At 38.3% G+C, this 24,499-nt stretch carries 22 protein-coding genes; 3 read left to right on the top strand and 19 right to left on the bottom strand.

Translation table 11 applies throughout. From position 1 onward, the window contains the following. Positions 1-41 precede the first annotated feature (41 nt). On the top strand, positions 42-1,532 hold the full coding sequence (lysS, locus tag D8803_RS05510) for a lysine--tRNA ligase (RefSeq protein WP_131200500.1): 1,491 nt from the start codon (positions 42-44) through the stop codon (positions 1,530-1,532). Between the two features lie 277 nt (positions 1,533-1,809). Here lysS and D8803_RS05505 read toward each other — a convergent pair whose 3' ends face one another. The 5 genes from D8803_RS05505 to D8803_RS05485 all read right to left on the bottom strand — a co-directional run bounded on the left by D8803_RS05505 (position 1,810) and on the right by D8803_RS05485 (position 6,461). Continuing rightward, positions 1,810-2,646, bottom strand: coding sequence for an amino acid ABC transporter substrate-binding protein (locus D8803_RS05505; RefSeq protein WP_131200553.1), 837 nt, complete (start codon positions 2,644-2,646; stop codon positions 1,810-1,812). An 11-nt stretch (positions 2,647-2,657) separates the two neighbouring features. Continuing rightward, positions 2,658-3,287: an amino acid ABC transporter ATP-binding protein gene (locus tag D8803_RS05500; RefSeq protein WP_000891749.1), complete on the bottom strand. Its 630-nt coding sequence runs from the start codon at positions 3,285-3,287 to the stop codon at positions 2,658-2,660. A 9-nt stretch (positions 3,288-3,296) separates the two neighbouring features. Then, positions 3,297-3,938: an amino acid ABC transporter permease gene (locus D8803_RS05495; RefSeq protein ID WP_131200499.1), complete on the bottom strand. Its 642-nt coding sequence runs from the start codon at positions 3,936-3,938 to the stop codon at positions 3,297-3,299. 137 nt (positions 3,939-4,075) lie between these two features. Then, entirely contained in the window at positions 4,076-5,305 is a 1,230-nt protein-coding gene (locus D8803_RS05490) for a tetratricopeptide repeat protein (protein ID WP_190316801.1), read from the bottom strand. Beyond that, positions 5,295-6,461 (bottom strand): AI-2E family transporter, encoded by a 1,167-nt coding sequence (locus D8803_RS05485; RefSeq protein WP_061416765.1) that lies wholly within the window; start codon positions 6,459-6,461, stop codon positions 5,295-5,297. The genes D8803_RS05490 and D8803_RS05485 overlap by 11 nt, the downstream gene beginning before the upstream one ends. A gap of 143 nt (positions 6,462-6,604) precedes the next feature. On the opposite strand from D8803_RS05485, the gene D8803_RS05480 reads away from it, so the two are divergent. Beyond that, positions 6,605-7,618 carry a lactonase family protein gene (locus D8803_RS05480; protein ID WP_131200498.1) on the top strand — a complete coding sequence of 338 codons (1,014 nt, stop codon included), beginning with the start codon at positions 6,605-6,607 and terminating at the stop codon, positions 7,616-7,618. A 42-nt stretch (positions 7,619-7,660) separates the two neighbouring features. Here the strand turns inward: D8803_RS05480 and D8803_RS05475 are convergent, their stop codons facing one another. From D8803_RS05475 to D8803_RS05425, 11 genes are all read right to left on the bottom strand, one after another. Next, a complete protein-coding gene (locus tag D8803_RS05475; RefSeq protein WP_000068036.1) occupies positions 7,661-8,080 on the bottom strand; it encodes a F0F1 ATP synthase subunit epsilon in 420 nt (139 codons plus the stop codon). Between the two features lie 10 nt (positions 8,081-8,090). Next, on the bottom strand, positions 8,091-9,497 hold the full coding sequence (atpD, locus tag D8803_RS05470) for a F0F1 ATP synthase subunit beta (protein ID WP_061416764.1): 1,407 nt from the start codon (positions 9,495-9,497) through the stop codon (positions 8,091-8,093). 85 nt (positions 9,498-9,582) lie between these two features. Next, positions 9,583-10,461 (bottom strand): F0F1 ATP synthase subunit gamma, encoded by an 879-nt coding sequence (locus D8803_RS05465; protein WP_061416763.1) that lies wholly within the window; start codon positions 10,459-10,461, stop codon positions 9,583-9,585. Positions 10,462-10,476: 15 nt separating this feature from the next. Further along, complete coding sequence (gene atpA, locus D8803_RS05460; RefSeq protein ID WP_061416762.1) at positions 10,477-11,982, bottom strand: F0F1 ATP synthase subunit alpha; 1,506 nt, start codon at positions 11,980-11,982, stop codon at positions 10,477-10,479. A gap of 14 nt (positions 11,983-11,996) precedes the next feature. Beyond that, positions 11,997-12,533 carry a F0F1 ATP synthase subunit delta gene (locus D8803_RS05455; RefSeq protein ID WP_131200497.1) on the bottom strand — a complete coding sequence of 179 codons (537 nt, stop codon included), beginning with the start codon at positions 12,531-12,533 and terminating at the stop codon, positions 11,997-11,999. Continuing rightward, complete coding sequence (gene atpF / locus D8803_RS05450) at positions 12,533-13,027, bottom strand: F0F1 ATP synthase subunit B (protein ID WP_131200496.1); 495 nt, start codon at positions 13,025-13,027, stop codon at positions 12,533-12,535. The genes D8803_RS05455 and atpF overlap by 1 nt, the downstream gene beginning before the upstream one ends. Before the next feature lie 13 nt (positions 13,028-13,040). After that, positions 13,041-13,754 carry a F0F1 ATP synthase subunit A gene (gene atpB / locus D8803_RS05445; RefSeq protein ID WP_131200495.1) on the bottom strand — a complete coding sequence of 238 codons (714 nt, stop codon included), beginning with the start codon at positions 13,752-13,754 and terminating at the stop codon, positions 13,041-13,043. A 34-nt stretch (positions 13,755-13,788) separates the two neighbouring features. Further along, a complete protein-coding gene (locus D8803_RS05440; RefSeq protein WP_001054552.1) occupies positions 13,789-13,989 on the bottom strand; it encodes a F0F1 ATP synthase subunit C in 201 nt (66 codons plus the stop codon). A gap of 234 nt (positions 13,990-14,223) precedes the next feature. Further along, on the bottom strand, positions 14,224-14,535 hold the full coding sequence (locus D8803_RS05435; protein WP_125399419.1) for a CHY zinc finger protein: 312 nt from the start codon (positions 14,533-14,535) through the stop codon (positions 14,224-14,226). A 14-nt stretch (positions 14,536-14,549) separates the two neighbouring features. Next, entirely contained in the window at positions 14,550-15,836 is a 1,287-nt protein-coding gene (locus tag D8803_RS05430; protein ID WP_131200494.1) for a peptidase U32 family protein, read from the bottom strand. 138 nt (positions 15,837-15,974) lie between these two features. Then, the gene (locus tag D8803_RS05425; protein WP_125453606.1) at positions 15,975-16,673 is read right to left on the bottom strand and encodes a GntR family transcriptional regulator; all 699 of its coding nucleotides are present in this window, start codon (positions 16,671-16,673) and stop codon (positions 15,975-15,977) included. A gap of 140 nt (positions 16,674-16,813) precedes the next feature. Between D8803_RS05425 and guaA the strand changes: the two genes are divergently transcribed. Then, positions 16,814-18,376: a glutamine-hydrolyzing GMP synthase gene (gene guaA / locus D8803_RS05420; RefSeq protein ID WP_131200493.1), complete on the top strand. Its 1,563-nt coding sequence runs from the start codon at positions 16,814-16,816 to the stop codon at positions 18,374-18,376. A 1,045-nt stretch (positions 18,377-19,421) separates the two neighbouring features. On the opposite strand, the gene D8803_RS05410 is transcribed toward guaA, so the two are convergent. The 3 genes from D8803_RS05410 to D8803_RS05400 are packed head-to-tail and all read right to left on the bottom strand — an operon-like array spanning position 19,422 to position 24,457. After that, entirely contained in the window at positions 19,422-20,618 is a 1,197-nt protein-coding gene (locus D8803_RS05410) for a response regulator (RefSeq protein WP_131200492.1), read from the bottom strand. Continuing rightward, on the bottom strand, positions 20,599-21,057 hold the full coding sequence (locus D8803_RS05405; protein WP_190316800.1) for a hypothetical protein: 459 nt from the start codon (positions 21,055-21,057) through the stop codon (positions 20,599-20,601). Before D8803_RS05405 ends, D8803_RS05410 begins: the two co-directional genes overlap by 20 nt. After that, positions 21,032-24,457, bottom strand: coding sequence for a hypothetical protein (locus tag D8803_RS05400; protein WP_131200490.1), 3,426 nt, complete (start codon positions 24,455-24,457; stop codon positions 21,032-21,034). Before D8803_RS05400 ends, D8803_RS05405 begins: the two co-directional genes overlap by 26 nt. Positions 24,458-24,499 lie beyond the last annotated feature (42 nt).

Raw genomic sequence — 24,499 nt, 5'->3', positions numbered from 1 at the left:
GACTCATCGTATCAAATTTTGAGTAAAACTAGGAGGAACCCATGTCTACAGAACATATGGAAGAACTAAATGACCAGCAGATCGTTCGCCGTGAAAAAATGGCTGCGCTCCGTGAACAAGGAATCGATCCCTTCGGTAAACGTTTTGAACGTACTGCTAACTCTCAAGAACTTAAAGAGCAATTTGCAGAACTCGATAAAGAACAATTACATGAATTAAACGAAACTGCTACAATTGCAGGTCGCTTAGTAACCAAACGTGGTAAAGGTAAAGTCGGCTTTGCCCATCTTCAAGACCGAGAAGGCCAAATCCAAATCTACGTTCGTAAAGATGAAGTCGGTGAAGAAAACTACGAAATCTTCAAAAAGGCTGACCTTGGTGACTTCCTTGGTGTCGAAGGTGAAGTCATGCGTACAGATATGGGAGAGCTCTCTATCAAGGCAACTCACATTACACACTTGTCTAAAGCACTTCGTCCACTTCCAGAGAAATTCCACGGTTTGACTGACGTTGAAACAATTTACCGTAAACGTTACCTTGACTTGATTTCTAACCGTGAAAGTTTTGAGCGCTTTGTCACTCGTTCAAAAATCATCTCTGAAATCCGTCGTTATCTTGATCAAAAAGGTTTCCTTGAAGTGGAAACACCTGTTCTTCATAATGAAGCTGGTGGTGCTGCTGCCCGTCCATTTATCACTCACCACAATGCCCAAAACATTGACATGGTGCTTCGTATCGCGACTGAGCTTCACTTAAAACGTCTTATCGTTGGGGGGATGGAACGTGTCTATGAAATTGGCCGTATCTTCCGTAACGAAGGAATGGACGCCACTCATAACCCTGAGTTCACTTCTATCGAGGTTTACCAAGCTTATGCTGACTTCCAAGACATCATGGACTTGACGGAAGGTATTATCCAACACGCTGCTAAATCAGTCAAAGGTGATGGTCCAGTAAACTATCAAGGAACTGAAATTAAGATCAATGAACCGTTTAAACGTGTTCACATGGTGGATGCTATCAAGGAAATTACTGGTGTTGATTTCTGGCAAGACATGACTTTCGAGGAAGCTAAAGCTATCGCTGCTGAGAAGAAAGTTCCAGTTGAAAAACATTACACTGAAGTTGGTCACATCATCAATGCTTTCTTTGAAGAATTTGTCGAAGAAACCTTGATCCAACCAACCTTTGTCTATGGACATCCAGTAGCTGTGTCTCCACTCGCGAAGAAAAACCCTGAAGACGAACGCTTTACTGACCGTTTCGAGCTCTTTATCATGACCAAAGAATACGGTAATGCCTTTACCGAGTTGAACGACCCAATCGATCAACTTAGTCGCTTTGAAGCCCAAGCAAAAGCTAAAGAGCTTGGTGACGATGAAGCAACAGGTATCGACTACGACTACATCGAGGCCCTTGAATATGGTATGCCACCAACAGGTGGTTTAGGAATCGGTATTGACCGCCTCTGCATGCTCCTCACAGATACAACTACTATCCGTGACGTTCTACTCTTCCCAACAATGAAATAACCCCTTATCCTCTGGTTTTTGCCAGAGGTTTTTTGATAAGAAAAGAGACTCAATTTGAGGAAAAAATTTAGAAAATCTTTCCAGAATATAGTGAAATGAAATAAAATCTGAACAAATTGATTGGAAAAGTCAAATCAATTTCTAGCAATGTTTTAGAAGTCACAGTATACTATTTCAGATTCAATCCGCTATATTAAATGGCTATCATGCTCTTTCCCAATTGATAAAAAAAACTACGTTTTGCTAATCAAAACGCAGTCTCATCCACTATTTTATCTCACTGTCCTTCTTGTACTTCTTTGGTTGCTACATCTTCTCCAAACCATTTTTGACTAATTTCTTGGAACTTACCATCCTTGTAAAGACTAGAAAATCCTTCATTTATCTTATTAACCAGAGTTGTATCTTCCTTACGTGCTCCAACTGCAAAAGCTTCTGTTTCTAGTCCAACTGTAAAGACATTATAATCGTTTAAAACACCTTCTGCTTCTAAATAATAGTCGGCATAGACACGATCAATCAATAGGCCATCAATTCGATCGTTTTTCAAATCAATCAAGGCTTCATTAAAGGTTTGGTATTGATTCGCTTCATTATTAGCGACAATATCCTTTAAAATCGCTGGCTTTCCTTCAAAGTCCGCATAACCAGATGAACCAGCTTGAGCTCCCAAAATCTTTCCAGCCATATCTTTTGCAGTCGTGATACCTGACGATTTCTTAGTAACCAATACCTGCTCATTCTTCATATATGAGTTACTGAATGCTACCTTTTCGCGACGTTCGTCTGTAGCGGAATAGCCATTCCAAATCAGATCAATCGTTCCTTTTGTCAATTCAGCTTCTTTCAAATCCCAATCAATCGGTTGCCAATTTACCGTAATTCCGTATTTTTCAAAAACAGCTGTAGCTAAATCAATATCAAATCCTGCATAGGAACCATCTTTCTGAGCAAATCCCATTGGAACAAAAGTACTATCAAATCCAATGGTAATAGACTTGTTAGACTCGTACTTAGACCAATTATCTCCACTAGTTTCACTAGAATTTTTCCCACAAGCTGCTAAGAACAAAGCAGTCATTAGACTGACTAATACAAGCATCAATTTTTTCATCATTTTTCCTCCTATTTAGGCTCTACTTTTAATAATACATCTGCAATATTTTCAGCGAATTGTAAATCGTGGGTAACCACAATCTGCGTCATACCAAGTTCCCTATTTTGCAAGATCAGTTTTTCCACTTCCAAGCGTAATTCTGGATCCAAGGCAGAAGTTGGTTCATCGTAACCAATGATTTCTGGATCAATCATCATGGCACGCGCCAAAGCCACCCGCTGCTTTTGCCCACCTGATAGTGAGAAGGGATAAGCATCTGCGTGCCCTGCTAGTCCTAACTGTTCCAAGAGTCCACGCGCCTTCTTCTCAGCCTCTTCCTGCTTCATTCCCATAGTTTTCACAGGCGATAGGGTCAAATTGTCCAGAACTGATAAATGAGGGAAAAGTTGAAAATCTTGGAATACAAATCCTAGTAGGTTGCGCTTTTCTAGTTCGTCTAAAGCTAGAGATTCACCGTTATAGTAGATTTCTCCAGAATCGATAGTTTCCAGTCCAGCTAACATACGTAATAAGGTTGTTTTTCCGCCTCCTGATGGACCTACGATTGCCAGGATTTGCTTTTCAGGAATTGATAGGCTGAAATTAGTTAAGATTTGTTTGCCACCAAAGGCCTTGTTGATGTTTCGTAATTCTAACATGGCAACCTCCTATCTATAGTAACTGTACTTCTTCTCAACTTTTTTGGCAAGGATAGTCACAATACCAATCAAAATCAAGTAAATTGCTCCTGCCAAGAACAAAGGAACCAGACTAGCATCACGGTTGGCTGCTGTACGACTAGCCAAAATCAAATCTGAAATCCCTAGAGCATAGACCAGAGAAGTATCCTTGACCAAACTCATAACTTCATTAAATACACTAGGAAGAACAATCTTGGTCACCTGTGGTAAGATAATATAGCGCACTGTGGCAACAGGGCTAAACTTCAAAACCTTAGCAGCCTCATATTGACCCTTAGGAATGGTATCAATCCCTCCACGGAAGATTTCAGCAAAGTAAGCTGCATAATTTAAAACAAAGGCAATAATGGCCGCAGGAAGGCGATCCAAACGAATCCCAATATTTGGGAGCACATAATAGATAAAGATTAATTGCAAGAGCAAGGGTGTTCCCCGCATGATCCAGATATAAATGTTAATCAGATAATGGAGGAGTTTCCAATGGACTTGCAAGGCAAAGGCAATCAAAACGCCCAAGGGAATAGACAAAATCAAGACCAATACAAAAACCTGTAAAGTCATGCTTGCACCGCTCAATAAACTCGGTAATATCTCAAACAAATAAGACATACTGCACCTCCTAAAAATAATTGTTCCTATTATAGCATAAATAAACAATTTAGCAAGGGTTATTGTAAAAAAATTCTATTTCTTTCAAAAAACGTATCTGCCAAATTGACGGATACGCTCTTTTAGAGAGATAACTTTTAAAGTGTTTCTATGAGTTCTTGCATTTGAACATCATCTGGGACTCGTTTTAAATAGGCTTCGGCTTGCACTTTGGCTTCTTCAAAATATCCCAATTCACGTAAGAGATAGCTATACTGCTCCAGAAACTCGGGATTGTCCTTGAGGTCAGACGATAGTTCTTGATAGAGCTCATAGGCCTTATCTAAATCCTCGATTTTCTGGTAAGAACGTGCAATCATCCACTTGGTCAGGAGGTTTTCAGGTTCTTGACTTTGAAGAGCGATGATATCCTCATACCGTTCTTGTTCCATATAAATGGTTGCGAGACGAAGGAGAATCTCCTCTGTATCTTCTGCATCTTCTTTGGCAGTAAGGAGAAATTGCTCTGCAGCACTAGCATCATGCAATTCATATGAAAACTGTGAGGCTGCTAGCAAGAGCCGAGTTTCAAATGGATTTTTCTCCAAACCTTGTTTAGCGATACGAAGGGCCTCCTCCACCTGATGTTCCTTGTGTAAGGCTTGACTGTAGCCATACTCATATCCTTCAAAATCTGGTGAAATGGTATCAATCTGCTTAAAGTAAAGAACAGATTTTTGATACTCTTCTTGGTCAAAGTAAAGACTAGCCAGTTCAAAGGCAGTTTGATCATCATATTCTAATTCTAAAGCTTTTTCTAAGAATTCAGTTGCAGCTTCAAACTTACCTAACTGGGCATAAGCGTAGCCAATTCGTTGATAGGTTGAGACACCCGTTTGCTCGTAGATGGAGCGATTGTCTAATTGAGCATAACCCTGAATAGCTTCCTGATAATTTCCTAACTCGCTATCCAACTCAGCCAGACCAAAAACTAATAAGGCATCATCTGAGTAACTTAAGGCTTCCAGTAACTTTTCACGCGCTACATCTGTCAATCCTTCCAACTGATAGAGGTCAGCCTTCAAGGCCAAAGCCGATACATACCAATCACTATCAGGTGTGATTGCCTCAAGGTAAGCAAAAGATTCCTCAACATTGCCATCCTCGCTAGCAATGCTTGCTAAGTTCAGATTCGCTTCTGGAAATTCTGTAACGATATTTTGGTAAATTTCTTTCGCTTGGGGATAAAAGCCAATTCCCTCTAGATAGCTAGCTAGTTCGTAAAGAACTTCACTTGAATCCGTTTCGAGGGCTTTATGAAAATACTGATCCGCTTTGGTTAAATCCTGTTCATCCAAAGCCTGAAGCATACGTTGACTATTGTTCACTCTTGATTTCCTCCCCTTCTTCTTCATACAGACCGCTGACTTTTTTATACCAGTTAAAGATAGCAGAGATGACCACCTTAGCTGAGGCATAGACTGGAATTCCCAGTAAGACTCCCCAAATACCAAACATAGATCCTGAAGTTAGGAGAACAAAGAGAACATTGATGGGATGAATATTGAGCTGACTACCTAAAATAAGAGGCGATACGAAGCGTCCTTCAATCGTTTGTTCCACGATAAAGACAATGACTACTTTCAAGAGCATGACAGGTCCTGCGATTAAACCTAAAACAAGGGCAGGCAGCATGGCAAGGAAACTACCCAGGTAAGGTACTAGATTGAGGATACCAGCCGTAATACCAAGAGTCACAGCATATCTGAGACCAATAATCTTAAAGAAAATAATAAACATGATGGCTACAATAATAGCAACTGTAACCTGTCCTCTAACATAGTTTGACAACTGTTTATTGACATCCGATAGGACTTCACCCGCAGGTTCTTTTAACTTCGTTGGAATAAACTTAGTCAAATAATCTCGCAAGCCTTTTCCATCACGCAAGAGATAGAAGAGCATAAAGGGTACGATAATGACCGCTACAATCACCTGAGAAACACTACTGATAAAGGCGCTGACCCAGTTGACGGCTTGAGAAGAAATTTTGCTGGCCCATATCGTTGCTTCTGTAGAAACATTTGCAAGAACCTGCTCCAACTGAGGTCTAAAATCATCTGGCAAGCGTTTGGTTACAAGGTCATTGATAACCATATCAGCATCCTTAAGATATGTCGGTACATTCTTTGCAAAATTTAAGACTTGGCGTTGGAAATTTGGAATAGCGACTGCCAGACCCCAAATGATAAAAAGTCCAATAATGACAAAAACTATACTGATAGCAAGAACGCGATTGATCTTGTGTTTCTCCATCCAGTCAACAATCGGATTGAGGAGGTAATAAAGTAAACCAGATAAAATAACTGGCAACATGACAACCCCTAAAAAATCCAAAACAGGTAAAAAGATAAAACTAATCTTACTTAGAATAAAAATGTTTAGCCCCAGTAACAAGGTTACTAAAAATACAGTGATGGCTTTATTATCTAAAAACCACTTAAAAAACCAAGATAGGCTAAAATGTTTCTCTCTATGTTCCATAAATACATCCTTTCTGTCATTCTTTCATTATACCATTTTTAATCTAAAATAACTCTTATTAAAGTGCTTACATAGATTAAACGAACACTACCTGACTGTCATTTTGTGGTATAATGAACTTATCATTATTAAGAGGTATGGACATGAAAGAAACTGTTTATTTTGGAACTTATACTCGTCGCTCATCTAAAGGGATTTACAAGGCAGATTTTGATACAGAAACAGGCCAGCTTGCAAATCTTGAACTCTTTGCTGCTGAACCAAGTCCGACCTATCTTGCCTTTGACCAACAGCAACACTTATACACTGTAGGGAGCCAGGATGGCTTGGGTGGAATCGCTGCTTACAAGACCGATGGTACTTTGTTAAATCATGTGGTTGAAGAAGGCGCTCCCCATTGTTATGTGGCAGTGGATGAAAAGCGCAATCTCGTTTACGGGGCCAACTACCACAAAGGTCAAGTTCTGGTCTATCAGCGCCAAGCAGATGGTAGTCTCATCCAAACGGATCTGGATCAGCATAGTGGACATGGTCCTCATGAAAACCAAACTTCCCCACATGTTCACTTTACGAATCTAACACCTGACCAGTATCTCATCACATGTGACCTCGGTACGGACGAAGTAACGACCTACGATGTTAGCCTAGAAGGAAAACTAAGTAAACTCTCTACCTATCACAGCCAAGCTGGAGCAGGTGCTCGCCACATCGTTTTCCATCATCATTATAAGATTGCCTACCTCATTTGCGAACTTAACAGTACCATTGAAGTCTTGATTTACGATGGGGTTGGTGAATTCGAACGCATGCAAGTCATTTCAACCTTACCAGATGGATACGAAGATTTCAACGCTACTGCTGCTATTCGTCTTTCAAAAGATGGCAAATACCTTTATGCATCCAATCGGGGTCATGATTCCATTGCCGTCTATACAATCCTCGCCGATGGTAGCTTGGAATTATTAGAGATTGTTCCAACACACGGACAAAATCCACGTGATTTCGACCTAACTCCTGATCAAGAGTTTCTCATTGCTGTTCATCAAGATTCTGATAACGCAACCGTCTTTAAGCGTAATCCTGAAAGTGGTCGTCTTGCTGAACTTTCTAACGATTTCCATGTCCCAGAAGCAGTCTGTATCCACTTTGCGAACTAAGATAATCAAAAAATGAACTTGAGATTCAAGTTCATTTTTTGATTATAGTTTATTTCCGACATTAATACGGTTAATGGCACGTTGAAGAGCAATCTTAGCGCGTCGTTCTTGGTCAATTAAGTGCTTGTCTTGAGCTTCTTCAATTTCACGTTCGGCGCGAAGTTTAGCACGTTCAGCACGGCTGATATCGATATCACGAGCACGCTCTGCTGAGTCGGCTACAATGGTAATGATATCATTAGCAATCTCGATAATTCCTCCGTTCACTGCAATCCAGTTCACATGAGTATCATCATCGATTCGTTTTACCTTTACTTCATCAACCGCTAAAACCGCAATCATATTTTCATGTCGTGGCAAGATCCCCATCTCACCATCCAGAGTTCGTACCGATACAAAGCTGGCATGGTGATCATAGACGAGGCCATCTGGTGTCACGATCTGGACAGTTAACTGAGCCATAGATCACCTCTTAAAATCCCATTTTCTCTGCCTTAGCAATGACGTCTTCGATTGAACCAACTCCACGGAAGGCATCTTCTGGCAAGTGGTCATGTTTCCCTTCAAGGATTTCCTTGAAACCACGAACCGTTTCTGCTACTGGTACATAAGAACCAGGTTGGCCAGTAAATTGCTCCGCAACGTTGAAGTTTTGTGACAAGAAGAACTGGATACGACGGGCACGAGCAACCAAAGTCTTTTCTTCGTCAGAAAGCTCATCCATACCAAGGATAGCAATAATATCTTGCAACTCATGGTAACGTTGAAGAACACGTTTAACTTCAGCAGCTACTGCATAGTGCTCTTCTCCAACAATTTCAGGTGCCAAGGCACGTGAGCTTGAAGCCAACGGATCAACGGCTGGGTAAATCCCCAATTGTACCAACTTACGTTCCAAGTTTGTAGTTGAATCTAAGTGAGCGAAGGCTGTCGCTGGCGCTGGGTCAGTATAGTCATCCGCTGGCACGTAGATAGCCTGGATAGAGGTTACAGAACCCTTCTTGGTTGATGTGATACGTTCTTGCAATTGACCCATTTCCGTAGCAAGTGTTGGTTGGTAACCAACGGCTGATGGCATACGACCCAAAAGGGCAGATACTTCTGAACCAGCTTGTGTGAAACGGAAAATGTTGTCAATGAAGAGAAGAACGTCTTGACCTTCTACATCACGGAAGTATTCAGCGATTGTCAAACCAGTAAGGGCAACACGCATACGTGCTCCTGGTGGCTCATTCATTTGACCAAATACCATGGCTGTTTTCTCGATAACACCTGATTCTTTCATTTCCCAGTAAAGGTCGTTCCCTTCACGAGTACGTTCCCCAACACCGGTAAATACTGAAATACCACCGTGTTCTTGGGCAATATTGTGAATCAATTCTTGAATCAAGACGGTTTTACCAACTCCGGCACCACCGAAAAGTCCAACTTTACCACCTTTTAGGTAAGGGGCAAGAAGGTCGATAACCTTGATCCCTGTTTCCAAGATTTCAGATGAGGTAGACAATTCATCAAAAGTTGGAGCTTTCTTATGAATTGGCTGACGCTCAGCGTCTTCAGCGAAAGGAGCATCCAAGTCAATAGTATCCCCCAAAACGTTGAAGACACGTCCCAAAGTTTCTTTACCTACTGGCACAGAGATTGGACGGCCTGTGTCCAAAACTTCCATTCCACGAGTCAAACCATCTGTTGATTCCATGGCGATCGTACGGACCATACCATCACCCAACTCCAAGGCTACTTCAAGGACGATTTTTGTTTTTCTTTCGTCATTTTTGTAGACGACAAGTGCATTGTTAATCTCAGGAAGTGGTTCCCCAGCTGCAAACAAGACGTCTACAACGGGTCCGATAACCTGAGCAATTTTACCTGAACTCATCTCCTTCTCCTATTCTATATAAGATACTGTCGGTTCCTAGTTTACCTAGGTCCTAAGTTCATTTTGATACGAGGGAGGCAAAGCCTTATTCTAAGGCACTAGCCCCCGCTACGATTTCTGTAATTTCTTGTGTAATCGCCGCCTGTCTGGCACGGTTATACTGGATTGTCAAATCATTGATGACTTTCTTAGCATTATCAGTCGCCGTTTGCATGGCTGTCATACCAGCAGCATTCTCAGCTGTCTTGGCATCGATGATAGCCCCGTATATCATACTTTCTGCAAACTGAGGTAACAACTGCTCTAGAATCTCATCACGACTCGTTTCCAACTCAAATGTCAAGCTATACTCTTCATCCGCTTCATTTGGATCTAAGTCAACAATCGGCAGCATTTGTTCCACACGCATTTGACTTGTGAGAGTATTGACATGATGGTTGTAACAAACATAGAGTTCATCAAAAAGTTCATTTTGATACATTTCAATCGTTTTTGAAATAATTTTACGAACTTCATCAAAACTAGGTTGATCTGCTAAGCCCCGCAATTCATAGATTGGTTGAATGCCACGAGCCTTAAAGAAATCAGCTCCCATACCACCAATACAGATTATCTCAAAACCTGTACAATCTGGATGGTATTCTTCTTTCAGCTCCATCACAGCTTTGAGGATGGAAGCATTATAACCTCCAACCAAGCCACGGTCTGAAGTAATAACGATATAGCCTGTTTTCTTAACTGGGCGACTAATGAGCATCGGATTGGTAGAACCACCAGATCCGTTACCATGCAGAATATCCGTCAAAAGCTTACGAACCTTCTGAGCGTAAACTTGAAAGTTGCGTGCTGCTTCTTCAGAGCGACCTAACTTGGCAGCCGATACCATTTGCATGGCATTGGTGATTTGACTAGTATTTTTTGTTGAGGCGATTTTTGTTTTAATATCATTTAGAGATACTGCCATCTGACACCTCTATTCTTATTGGAAGCTGGATTGATTGAGAAACTCTGTAATCGCAGCATCCAAGACTGCTTCTTCTGGCAAGTCATTTGTTTCACGAATAGTTTCCAAAATCTCTGGATGTTGTGCATCAAAGAAATCATGAAACTCTTCCTCAAAACGAACAATGTCATCTACAGGAATCGTATCCAAGAAACCATGTGTCAAAGCATAAAGAATGGTTACTTGTTTCTCAACAGGTAATGGTTTATGAACTGGTTGTTTCAGAACTTCAACCGTACGACGACCACGATTCAACTTAGCCTGAGTTGCTGCATCCAAGTCCGAACCAAACTTAGTGAAGGCTTCCAACTCACGGTATGAAGCAAGGTCGATACGAAGAGTACCAGCAACCTTCTTCATGGCTTTAATTTGAGCAGAACCACCTACACGAGATACAGATGAACCTGCATCAATAGCTGGGCGAATACCTGCGTTAAAGAGACCATCTCCAAGGAAGATTTGTCCATCTGTGATTGAAATCACGTTGGTTGCGATATAGGCAGAGATATCACCTGCTTGCGTCTCAATAAATGGTAGGGCTGTGATTGATCCGCCACCAAGCTCGTCAGAAACTTTAGCTGAGCGCTCAAGCAAACGGCTGTGGAGGTAGAAAACATCCCCTGGGAAGGCTTCACGACCTGGTGGACGACGAAGCAAGAGGGAAAGTTCACGATAAGCTACCGCTTGTTTTGAAAGATCATCATAAACGATTAAAACATGCTTCCCTTGGTACATAAACTCTTCAGCCATAGCAACTCCAGCATAAGGAGCTAGGAAGAGCAATGGAGATGGCTGTGAAGCAGAGGCTGTCACAACGATTGTGTAGTCCAAGGCACCGTACTGACGAAGTGTTTCTACTTGTGTACGAACGGTTGATTCTTTTTGTCCAATTGCAACATAGATACAGATCATATCTTGACCTTTTTGGTTCAAGATTGTATCAATTGCAATGGTTGTTTTCCCTGTCTGACGGTCACCGATAATCAACTCACGTTGACCACGACCAATCGGAACAAGGGCATCAATAGCTTTCAAACCTGTTTGCAATGGTTCTGATACAGACTTACGTTGCATAACGCCAGGAGCCGGCGCTTCTACTGGACGAGACTTATCAGTATGGATTTCTCCAAGACCGTCAACTGGACGACCAAGTGGATCCACAACACGTCCAATAAGGCTCTCACCAACAGGAACTTCCATGATTTTACCTGTACGACGAATTGTATCGCCTTCACGAATATCTGTAAAGTCACCTAGGATGATAATCCCAACGTCTGTTGACTCCAAGTTTTGCGCCATCCCATAAGAGCCGTTTTCAAAAATCAATAGCTCTCCACTCATGGCATTTTCAAGGCCGTGAGCACGCGCAATTCCGTCCCCGATATAGGTTACAACACCTGTTTCAGATACATCAAAATTGGGTTTGAAATTTTCAATTTGTTGCTTAATTAAAGCGCTGATTTCTTGTGCGTTAATTGCCAAAAGAACACCACTTTCTATTTCAAATTTTCTTTAACAACTCGAAGTTGTTGTTTAATACTCACATCAATTGTCTTGTGATTGGCAAAAATGACAAAACCACCAATTAGACTTTCATCGATTTGTTCTTTGATACTCCGAACTTTCAGAGACATTTTTTTCTCAATCAAAGGGAGCAACCGCGCCTTCTGGTCATCTGTTAAAGGATGAGCGGAGGCAATCATCACTTCAAATCGATTGGTTTCTTTTTCAAGTCGACTCAAACAATCTACAATTAGTTCATAAAATAAATTCGCTCTGTGATTGTATAGCAGAACCTGAATAAAGTTTTGCATTAAAGGTGAAACAGAGTCTTGGAAAAAACGAACTGTTTTTTCCTTATCAGACTCAGCTACTGCCACTTGACCTAAAAAAGAAGGCAAGCCTGTTTCTTCAGCGACTTGCTTGATTTGAGCTAAGTCATAAAAGATACGGTCTTCTTCTCCTTTTTCAATCACCAATTGGACAAAAGGCATGCTGTATTTTTCAATTACCTTTACTGTCTTTTTGTCCATTAAGCTTCTCCTAGCTGATCAATGTACTGATCAATGAGTTCTTTATGGGTTTGACCGTCAAGGTTTTGTGAGATAATTTTTCCAGCTAGACTAATCGTCAAATCTGCTACCTCACCCTTAACGCTTTGTAAAGCTTCAGCTTTGTTTTGAGCAATTTCTTGGTTTGCTTTTTCTTTCAAGCGACCAGCTTCTAGTTTCGCTTCCGCCAGAATATCTGCTCTACTCTTCTCTGCAGTCTCTTTAGCATTTTCAATGATTGTTTTGGCTTCGTTGCGACTACCAGCCAGTTCATCTTCACGTTTTTGGGCAAGAGTTTCTGCTTTTTGACGTGCTTGTTCAGCTCCATCAATATCAGCAGCAATTTTATTTGCCCTTTCTTCGAAGACACTTGTCAGGTTTGACCACGCATATTTCTTAACTAAGACAATCAAAAGGATAAAAGAGCCAGCGATTAAAATAAAGTTACCAATTAATTCACCTACTGTTACGTGCATCTGTTACTCCTTTCTACTCTCCATCATTAATTTTATTTCCTAGATACATAGAAGACAAGACTGTGAATACATAGGCCTGAACACAGGAAATAAACACAGAAAACGCCGTCCAGACTAGATTGGTAACAAATGCGACTGGATACCAATAAAGAGCCTGATGAGAAAGTGTGATCAGCAAACTAGCCATCACTTCTCCGGCAAAGATATTTCCGAATACCCGCAAAGCAAGTGATAGGAAATTCGTGACTTCTTCAAGGAGATTCATCGGTGTCATAAAACCTGGGGTAACAAAACCTTTCAGATACTTTTTAACACCTCGGCGACGAATTCCTTCTATATGGGTCATCAGGATAATTCCAAATGACATGGCCAAGTCAAATTGAAGATTGGCTGTTGGCGATGTCCAAAGGTTTGTCCCATCTGTAGTTTGAAGTTTTGCCATCAAACCAAGATTGTTTGCGATTACCATAAAAAGAAATAAACACAAGTAAAAGAGTGAGTAATCTTTCATGTACCGTGAGCCTACATTAGGTTCTGTAAATCCGACTACGAAGTCATAGAGATACTCTAGTACATTTTGCTTTCCTTTGGGTTTTACAGTCATATTACGACTTGCCCAATAGATAAAGCCAAAAATAACGACTACTGACAGCAAGGTCAAGGCTGTCAAGGTTAAATCAAAGGTAACAGGACCAATATTGATGGTTGGATTGATACTTTCTTCCATCTAGAATCCTCCCTTTTCCAATTTATACTTCTCTTTATTTGATGATAAATGAAAAGACAAGAGTTACAAAGAAAGTTCCTTCAATAAAGGCAATCCCCATGATCATCAAGCTACGCAATTGTGGAATGATGTCTGGTTGGCGAGCTGCTGATTTGAACAAACCGTTCATCAAAAATCCTTCTGCAAGGGATACACCCATACAGGCAAGACAAAGACCAAAAAATGTTAAATTCATTATAAATTCTCCTTTTTTATTTAAATTTACTTACTTAGTTTAGTCCTAAAATTTGTTTTTGTCAACTTTTTACTAACATTGAAAGCGTTTCAGATAATTTATTTCTAATTTTACTATTTTTAGTACGATTGTATAGAAATTTTTAACCGGTTTCCATAAGAAACTCCGTATTTTTACTAAGGTTTCTGAAGCAAAATAAAAGACCCAAGCTTAAAAACTTGGATCTATTTTTGTCTATTTAAAATAAAATGAATGATGTTGTTTACAACCTGGATTAAATGGAGCGCTGCAATAAGGACAAGCTACCTGTTTTTGGTATTCTTGAAAAGTCATTGTCCTCTTACAAGCTCCACACAAAATCGGTTGATCTTTGGAAAGCCTCAAGGGATAAGGAGAAAACAAATGCGTTTCCATAGCATTGTGGCACTGATAGCAAGCGTAGTATTTCCTGCATTCATAACACTGGAGGGAAACGATATCCTTTACACTATGGTAGTGAACACACCTGCTTTCGTCATCTACCAATAAACCATGAGCTTGAATCATTCACTTTTCCTTATCTAAGCACGAACTGTAACGCTTGTCCCGTCTTCCTTATAGAGATTGATAAGACCTTCCTTGAGAGCACGGACCATGTCGCCTGCCTGAACAGGTTGTGGAACCTTGATTGTCAAGAGTTCCATTGGATTTGGAGCGCGGTCGATTTTATTACCTTTAGAATCATGAAGATCTTCGATATAAGTCTCAAAATGACGGAAACCTGGGCCGTAGAACTCAACTTGGTCACCTTCGTTGATAACGTTTCGTTGACGAATAGTTGCCGTTTGTGTCGCATCATCATAAGAAACCACTTCAGCGACAAACTTGTACTCAGGGATTTTACGACGTGCACCAAACAACTGTTCATTTTCTGTTGGTGTACCGTAGTAGAAACCTGTTGCCAATTCACGTTGGGCAACCTTCCACATCTCATCCACCAAGTCTTGTTTGATAGCTTCAAACTTCTCAGGACTTTCAAGGTATGCATCCACAGCCGCCTTGTAACAGTTAGTCACCGTTGAAACATAGTGAATGGACTTCATACGTCCTTCAATCTTAAGACTGTCTACACCGTTTTCTATCATATCTGGAATATGGTCAATCATAGACATGTCAACAGCTGACATCGAAAATTCTTCAGGGATTTCACCTTTAAGACTCTTACGTTCTTGACCAAAAGGCATGTCGTAAAGGTCGTATTTCCAACGACAAGACTGAGAACAACCACCACGGTTGGCATCACGCATACTCATGTGGTTTGATAGCGTACAGCGACCTGAATAGGAAATACACATAGCTCCATGGACAAAGGCCTCAATTTCTACATCAGTACGTTTGCGAATCTCTGCCAATTCTTCCATTGATACTTCACGGGCCAAAACCACACGGGTCAACCCAAGTTCTTTCCAGAACTCAAGAGTTTCATAGTTTGTCGCACTGGCTTGAGTGGAAAGGTGGATTTCGAGACCTGGTGCTTCAGTTGCTGCAATCATGATCAAGGCCGGATCTGACACGATAACGGCCGCAATCCCAATGTCACGCAACTTACGGAACCATTCTCCTGCACCAGCTTCGTTTCCTTCGTGCATCACCATGTTAGCAGCCACATAGACCTTGGCACCGTGCTTAGCAGCAAACTGGACGCCTTCTTCCATCTGTTCAAAGGTAAAGTTTCCTGCACGGCTACGAAGACCATAAGCCTGTCCACCGATGAAGACAGCGTCCGCACCATATTGAACAGCTACTTTTAGCTTTTCTAAAGTCCCTGCAGGTGATAAAACCTCAGGACGTTTTAATGTTTTTGTCATGTTTTCTCCTATTTGCAATATAAAAGTTTGACGTTTTTTCCTTCTCATTTTATAGTAAATAATAGATAAAATCAAGCCTAGACAGATTGTTTTGACAATTCTAATCTTTTGAGAAAAGAAAAAACTAGTCTGCTGAGACTAGTTATTTTCAAGATAAAATTCAAAGCGTTCGCCCACGTATTGACTTTTTACATATTCAAAAGCCGTCCCATCTTCAAGATAAGAGACCTGAGTCAAGGCTAAAATGGCATGCCCTTTTTCAACTTCCAGATAGTGAGCTATCTTTTCCTTAGCCAATCTCGCATAAATGGTCTGTTGGGATTTGCCAATCCGGTAGCCATGTTCCTGCAAGGTTTGAAAGAAGTGACTAGTTACCTCTTCTTTTTTGAAGTCCTTAATAAATTTCTCAGGTATAGATGCTACTTCATAGACTAGTGGAACTTGGTCAGCGTAACGCACCCGTTCCATGCGGATAATATTCTCTGTTGGAGTAATCCCTAGCTTAGCCACTTCCTGCTCGTTGGGAATGGTTCTTCTATAAGAAATGAGTTGACTGGAAGGAACTTTCCCCTGAGATTTGACAATCTCTGTAAAACTGGTTGTTCCTCGCATTTTTTCTTGGACACGAGTGCTAGAGACAAAGGTTCCACTTCCTACACGACGCTCCAAAACTCCTTCCTCAACCAAGAGAGAGATAGCTTGTCGCAAGGTCATCCGACTAACCTGAAACTGTTCCGCTAAATCTCGCTCACTTGGAAGTCTCTCTCCGATTTTCCAATGATGCTCATCTATATCCTTCTTGATCTGATCGTGGATTTTCATATAAGCTGGTAACATGATTCTCACTTCTTTTCTTTATTTTCTCCATTGTACCGTATTTGCTAAGAAAAAGTCAAACTTTGCCTTGTTTAGTTGGTAATTCGCCCCTATTTGTGATAGAATATTGAAAAAGATATTTCTTTTGAGAAAGGAAAAAGATGAGCAACATTTCAACTGATTTGCAAGATGTCGAAAAAATCATCGTGCTGGACTATGGTAGCCAATACAACCAGCTGATTTCACGCCGTATTCGTGAAATTGGTGTTTTTTCAGAGCTAAAAAGTCACAAAATCTCAGCTGCAGAGGTTCGTGCGATAAACCCTGTAGGAATTATCCTCTCTGGTGGACCAAACTCTGTATATGAAGATGGTTCATTTGATATTGACCCAGAAATTTTTGAACTTGGCATTCCAATTTTGGGAATCTGCTACGGTATGCAACTTCTTACTCACAAACTTGGAGGTAAGGTTGTACCTGCGGGTGATGCTGGAAACCGCGAGTACGGTCAATCCCCACTTACTCACACTACTTCTGCCCTCTTTGAGGGTACCCCAGAAGAACAGATTGTTTTGATGAGCCATGGTGATGCAGTTACAGAGATTCCTGCTGACTTTGTTCGTACTGGAACTTCTGCTGACTGTCCTTACGCAGCTATTGAAAACCCAGAAAAGCACATCTATGGTATGCAATTCCACCCAGAAGTTCGCCATTCTGTATATGGGAATGATATCCTGCGCAACTTTGCCCTTAACATCTGTCAGGCTAAAGGCGACTGGTCAATGGACAACTTTATCGATATGCAGATCAAGAAAATCCGTGAAACTGTTGGAGACAAACGTGTCCTTCTCGGTCTATCTGGTGGTGTTGACTCTTCTGTTGTTGGAGTTCTTCTTCAAAAAGCAATCGGTGATCAATTAATCTGTATCTTTGTAGACCACGGTCTTCTCCGTAAGGGAGAGGCTGACCAAGTTATGGACATGCTTGGTGGTAAGTTTGGTTTGAATATCGTTAAAGCAGACGCTGCAAAACGCTTCCTTGATAAACTTGCTGGCGTTTCTGACCCTGAACAAAAACGTAAAATCATCGGTAATGAGTTTGTTTATGTCTTTGATGACGAAGCAAGTAAGCTAAAAGATGTGAAATTCCTTGCTCAAGGAACGCTTTACACTGACGTGATTGAGTCTGGTACAGATACTGCTCAAACCATCAAATCACACCACAACGTGGGTGGTCTTCCAGAAGACATGCAGTTTGAATTGATTGAACCATTGAACACTCTTTATAAAGACGAAGTCCGTGCCCTCGGTACAGAGCTTGGTATGCCAGACCACATCGTATGGCGTCAACCATTCCCAGGACCAGGACTCGCTATCCGTGTCATGGGTGAAATCACTGAAGAAAAACTAGAAACTGTTCGTGAGTCTGATGCTATCCTTCGCGAAGAAATCGCTAAAGCTGGTCTTGACCGCGATATCTGGCAATACTTTACTGTCAACACAGGCGTTCGTTCAGTCGGTGTTATGGGTGACGGTCGTACATATGACTACACCATTGCCATTCGCGCTATCACTTCTATCGATGGTATGACAGCTGACTTCGCTAAGATTCCATGGGAAGTCCTTCAAAAGATCTCAGTACGTATCGTAAACGAAGTAGACCACGTTAACCGTATCGTCTACGATATTACAAGTAAACCACCTGCAACAGTTGAGTGGGAATGATTTATAAACATGATTTGAAGTGAAATGGTTGATTTAACAGCATTTTCAGTTATTATAAAAGGTTAAAAATTAATCAAAATTGATTGGTTCCCCACCAAGAATCCCACCAGAAATATGCTGATGGGATTTTTTTATATTAAATTTTATTTTTATATTAAAAGAGTTTATTAGCAGTTCTTTCTGCAAAATACACCATAACACCAACAATTAATGCCGTCAAAACAGGAATCTTGAATTTAAATGCAGAAATCATTAACTCAACACAACCCAAATTCCGTTTCGGCTAAATCGATGAGAAAGAATTGTCAGATATAATCAAGGCCGCGCACCGTAATACAGTGAGAATGATATTAAAAATCATAGCTTATCAACACCAATCCGATTTATTACCAGAAAAGTGGGAGATTGAACATATCCTTCCTTAAAAATGACAATCAATTTATTTTCCAACGAATTCAGATTCTGATGTCAAAGAATTGGTTGAACATATTGGAAATAAAATTCCCTTTGAAAAGAGGCTCAATATTGTCGCAAGCAACGGATACTTTGCTAAGAAAAAAGAAAGCTACAGGAAATCCAAAGTTGGTATATTACTCGAAATAACAGCAATTGGGGACTTGATGAAATTAGAGAACGTGATATTCGTATTTCTGATGAATTAGTTGAAATACTGAAGGACTGAAGCTTAAACCAACCTGAAACCAATATTGCAGAATCGTTAACATTTATCCCGGAAGATCGATCTCCAGCCTATCTTGAATTTTTAAAAATTTTCAAAATGGAAGATTCAAATGAAGCAAGAGAAAAATTTTTAAATATATAAAAAATCAACAAAGCACTTTGGCCGGTAACACATATTATGTTACAATCAACTAAAGTGCTTTTTGTATATATTTATCTGCAATTATTAATATGTTTATCTATTTTTATCTGCTTCCACATTAAAAAAGTTTTTACAAAATTTTACTTATACACATAGAAACTCTGCTACAGCAGATTTTGCAACAATTCTTAAAAATGTAATATTATATTTAAAACAACTAATTTAAATATTAAAAACACCTTCCTCAATAATTAGTTTCAAAAAACCTACACTTGTATATGCTGCATAACTTTGATAAACATCATTTTTGTCTGCATTTGCAAAATCACAGACGCTCTTAACGGCAAGAAAGTTTTCTGGCTTGGGTGTTGAAGTATTCATACATGAAAAATACATTCCATATATTTCCATTTCAATTCCTAACAATTTCCTAGTCATACTTTTGGGTTTTTCCAAAACTGCTGAATCTCCTACAACAGCTGAACCTGATGCAACTGGACCAATCTTCATTTTTAAATCATGATTAGGAGCTTTCTCTTTAAAACTCTGTTTAATACCAAATAATTTCATTGGCATGTCGGTGATTTTCTTTATCTTCGAGTGAAGCTCTGGTTTAACGGCAATCACACTATAATCTGGACGGAATCCTTCTTCTACTATTTTTCCACTTTCATAGTTCCATGACTCACTAGCCACCATTATATCACCAAGACCAATCTCCCCTTCGACCCCTGCAGCAATTCCAGTCATACAAACATTTCGAGGTCGAAATGTTTGTATGATCTTTTCTGTAAACTGAGCCATCGCAACCATTCCCATTTTATCATCTGTTGCTAACAAAAGTTTTTGTCCATTGCTTAGTTTTGCTTCGTAGTAAATAGAGCTATCTCCCACAACATTTATCGGGTTATAGTCTACAAAAACTTGCTTTACGGCATCAAATTCTGGACTATTCAATGCCGTAATAATTGCATAATCGTAGAGATAACCGCTTTTATAATAATAGCTAGGAGTAGACTGTTCAATTGTTTTTATTTTTGCCAATAAATTTTCACGCCACTCCTGAGTCGAAAAATCAAATTTTATTATCTCAGTAAATGAAGAAGAGAATATCGGATTTCCTTGATCAAGTGCTTCAACGTCTGCTGTTAAACCAACAATATATTTAGGCCTTACAATTTTTGTACTTCTTTGGAGTTCCTCCAACAAGTCAACTGAATTTTTTAACTCTGGATTATCTAAACCAAATCTTTTAGGTATAACTAAATCTAAAATCAATAAATCAAATTCATCTTTTTTTATGAAACTTATCGTGTCATAAATTCCAGTCGCAACCTGAATTTCCCATTTTTTTTGATCAAAAACTTCTTTTATTTCAGAAATTTTGTTTTCATTGTCATCAACTATCAGTACTTTCATTAAGTTCTCCTACTAACTTTGTTAAGTTCTCAAACCAGCTTTTTGAGGACGAGCTATAATATATAATCTCAATAAAATTTTTATGATATTTTTCCTTTAAAATATTTCTCATTTGAGAAATAGTGATTTGTTCTTCCCCAAAACTTTCATATTGAGTTATAATGATTGTTTTTAGATTAATCTCGCGTTGTAGCATTTCTTCTAAAATTTCCCTTCCAGCAAAATTCCTTATTTTTCCACCACCACTATTGGTGTCGATATCGAAAGTTGGCAGGGTCATATCAAGAAGTAGCAAATCAAAACTAGAATTTCTCAGAGATTTGACACCCTGTTGAAATGATCTTTTTTCTGAAAATGTTAAATTGGAATACTGGCTATTTAAACGTTCTATAACTTGAGAACTTTTATTTTTATCATCCTCGATTATTAGTATCTTCACTATACTCCCCCATGTTAATACTAACTTCAAATTCTTCAGAGGTTACTTCAAATTTAAAAGTTAGCTTTCTCTGCAAATTAAATTTTATTATTTTGTACAATTTTGAATACCCTGATCCGCCCTCTTTCGTTAGCATTGGAATATCGATACTACTATCAATAACTTGCAATTCCTTTTCTAACTTCTCAACTGATTCTTTTATAGTTGCCTCTTTATTACTTAAGTAGTTATTTCTGAATTTAATAACCGAACAATCGTCTTCATCAGTTATCGAAGCATTAATAATCAAATCCTCACTTTTAATACCACTATGCTTCATAGAATTATTAAATAAGATAAGGAGAATATCGATGTAAAAAGGTAGTTCTTTGCTTGATATACTATAGTCCTCACTTAAATTTAAATTAAACGTAACTTTTTCAAAATCCGAATTTATTTTAGAAATAATATTTTCCGAAACAGAAATCAAATCTTCGCTTCTGACAATAGTGTCTTCAGAAATTTGTGAGCGTTCAAACCAGCCCGCAACTTCCTCTAAAGCAATTTGAATTTCTGTCTTACAAGAAGCTATATTATTTTTAATACTAGGAACTTCTATACCGTTTGTAACCAAATTAGATTCTAATGTTGTCAGTTTATCAATAAATTTATTTGTAATATCATTTTTTATTAAATCCTGTAACTTAGATACCTTGTTATCAATTTTTTTCCAAATATATTCTACAATTATATCGTAGATTTGCTTTTTATCGCTTAGCAGCTTAACTTTGTCATAAACTTCTTTTTCCAGATCGCTGAAACTTTCGTTTAAGTTAAAAATACCGGAGTCAATCCCTCTACTTTTATATTTAATTTGCAAGAGTTCTTGCTTAATAGAAGATATTTCATCATCTATCGATTTTGAAAATTTATCTAAAATATCAGATATCTTTCCATACTCGACTCCAACTATGTCTCTTATGTGTTCATTTTGAGCATAAACTTCCGAAGAATCCGATATTTTCTCGGTTATCAAGTAATAGTTATTAAACGGCTTCCTTATCTGCCCCTGTAGAGTCCCATGCCTAATTCTTGTGCTAAGATATGAGTCTAATCCATCGTCATCAAATAAAAATTTATTGACTATTCTCTCAAACAAACCTTCAAGTGCTCTCATTTTAGGGGTATATTCTTCTAAATTTAGTAAAAAATATTGATTCCCATCACTTAAATTTATTGTTTGCTTTGGAATATATTCAATTTCTCTAGAATCCGCACTATCGAAAAAATCATTGAAAAATTTTTCAAAATCATTCTTATTTTTTTCATATATTTTTTCGCTATCAACAGTTAACTTACTTTGGTTAACCGATTGAACTAGTTTCTTCAATAGCACCTCTTGAGATAACTCACTAATTTCTTTTGTATATTTATTATCAAAGTCTTCTTCATTTTCCTCGTTCAATTTGCTGAGAATACTTAAACGTTCGCTAACTACTTGTTCCTCAGATTCAAATAATAATGCCATATCAGATAAAAAATCACGTGTACAAATACGCTCTAATATGAACCTGACCCTATTTTTATTACTAGTTGTAATTTTAATATTAGAAGGATAGTCAATTGAATTACCTTCTAAGTAATCTTCAAAAACGTATTTCAGTCTATCTGAGCCACACAGCTTTGCAAATATTGGTACCTCAAGTTTTGACAAATCTAGATTACGATTTTCTGCATCAAAAAAATCTTTCATCTCGTCTAGCGGGTACATAAAAATAGCATTTGGGGTTCGGAAATATGTATCTGTAAATTCTAATACTACATTTCCCAAATCTCTTTTTCCAAAATAATATTTATAGAGGAAATACCTCACCTCTTCTTGATACCAGTTAGGTAGTTTCTGTCTTTCGATTACTTCAATAAGAATTTTAAAGTCAGCAATATTAATTTCTGACTGCCTCAACAAACTTAAAACCACCTCAAATTCTAGTGCGGATTTGAGATTCTCGAACTTTTGATCAGTTATACTTGGAAAATCTATATTTGATAATGCACTTGTTTTAGAGAGAAACTCTACAGTTTCTGAAATATTGCCAACATATTTCAAATAAGAGAAGCCAATGTACCTATCATACAATTCTATACTTATATCATCTTGGCTTCCATTTAAAAATTGTTTTAAATACAACAGAACTTGATTGAGTAAGTCAAAATTACTATATTTTCTTGTATAAAAGAATAGTTTGCTAACATATTTTTCAAAAGAAGTTTGACTAAAACTCTTTACTGATCGATAGCAATCAATAATATCTACCAAGTCAATGATATAAGCTGAATTTAAAATACCCTCGTCATAATCTCCCTCACTAATCTGTAATGAAGTGTAGTAGGACAACATATCGAGGCTCGATTTGCTTATGCAAAACTCTTTTATTATTCTACTAATTGGATCTAGGCACTGCTTGTAGTTTCCACAATACAAGTTAATTTCTAATTCCATAAATTGAATATCAATATCTTTCATATTTTCAATAAATTCGGAATCTTCAAATAAAAAATGTTTAATTCTATAATCATCAAACTGACATAAAATATCTATAAAATTCTTCCGAATTCTTTTCTTTATATTTTCCGGAAAATTCAATAATAACTTTACTAAAATATTGAATCTATCTATTACAGAAAGCAATGTGGAAGTTGATAATAACATTCCAACCATTTCTTCATTGTCAGTTGGGAAATTCTCAAATGAAGCGAAAAAAGAGAGTATAGGCTTGTATGAAGGGGGTACATTCTCAATTTGCCTTTTACTTGTTTTACTATAGAGAACTGGATCAGTCTCATCTACCATTTTATTGACTACTAAAGATAGTAAATATGAATTAAAGTTTAAATAGCTACTTTTATTCTGAATTTGATTTTCATAATATTGTTGAAGCTCCTTTTTTGAAAGATTATTTTTGTTTTTCTGAATCAATAATTCATTCTCAATGCCCCACAACGAAAAACCAAATTTCTCCTTTATTTGAGTTAAAATGGCTTCGCCAAAATCTGTTCCTTTCTTAAAAAAAGAATCTTCAAATTCCAGTTTAAGTGATGAATATTCATTCAATTGTTTTTTATAAAAGAGAAGTTCTAAAATATACCATTCCATTTCTTTCATAAAACCAACAGAGTCTACATTAAGTACCCAAAGATCTTCTACCTTTGTAATATCTTTAATAATGGTATTTTTAGAATATCGTAAAAAATACTCATTGGCAATAATTGTTGTTCTAAAAAAATCCCTTTTAAGTTCGGAGTTGCTCGATTCTTTTATTTTTAATATGTCTTTTATTGATAGTTTTTTCTGAAAGGCTTTTGCCTTAAGTTTTGTCAAATTCTGCTTATTTGTAACATGCTTTTTCATCTTTAAATTCATCTTCTTCCTCAGGAAATTCTTTATTAAATTTTTTTATTTTAT

Origin of the sequence: Streptococcus oralis (genome assembly GCF_003943385.1) — a bacterium.
GTDB classification, from domain to species: Bacteria; Bacillota; Bacilli; order Lactobacillales; family Streptococcaceae; genus Streptococcus; species Streptococcus oralis_CA.
Note: the sequence above shows the minus strand (reverse complement) of the source record. Positions and strands in the feature narration are given on the sequence as shown.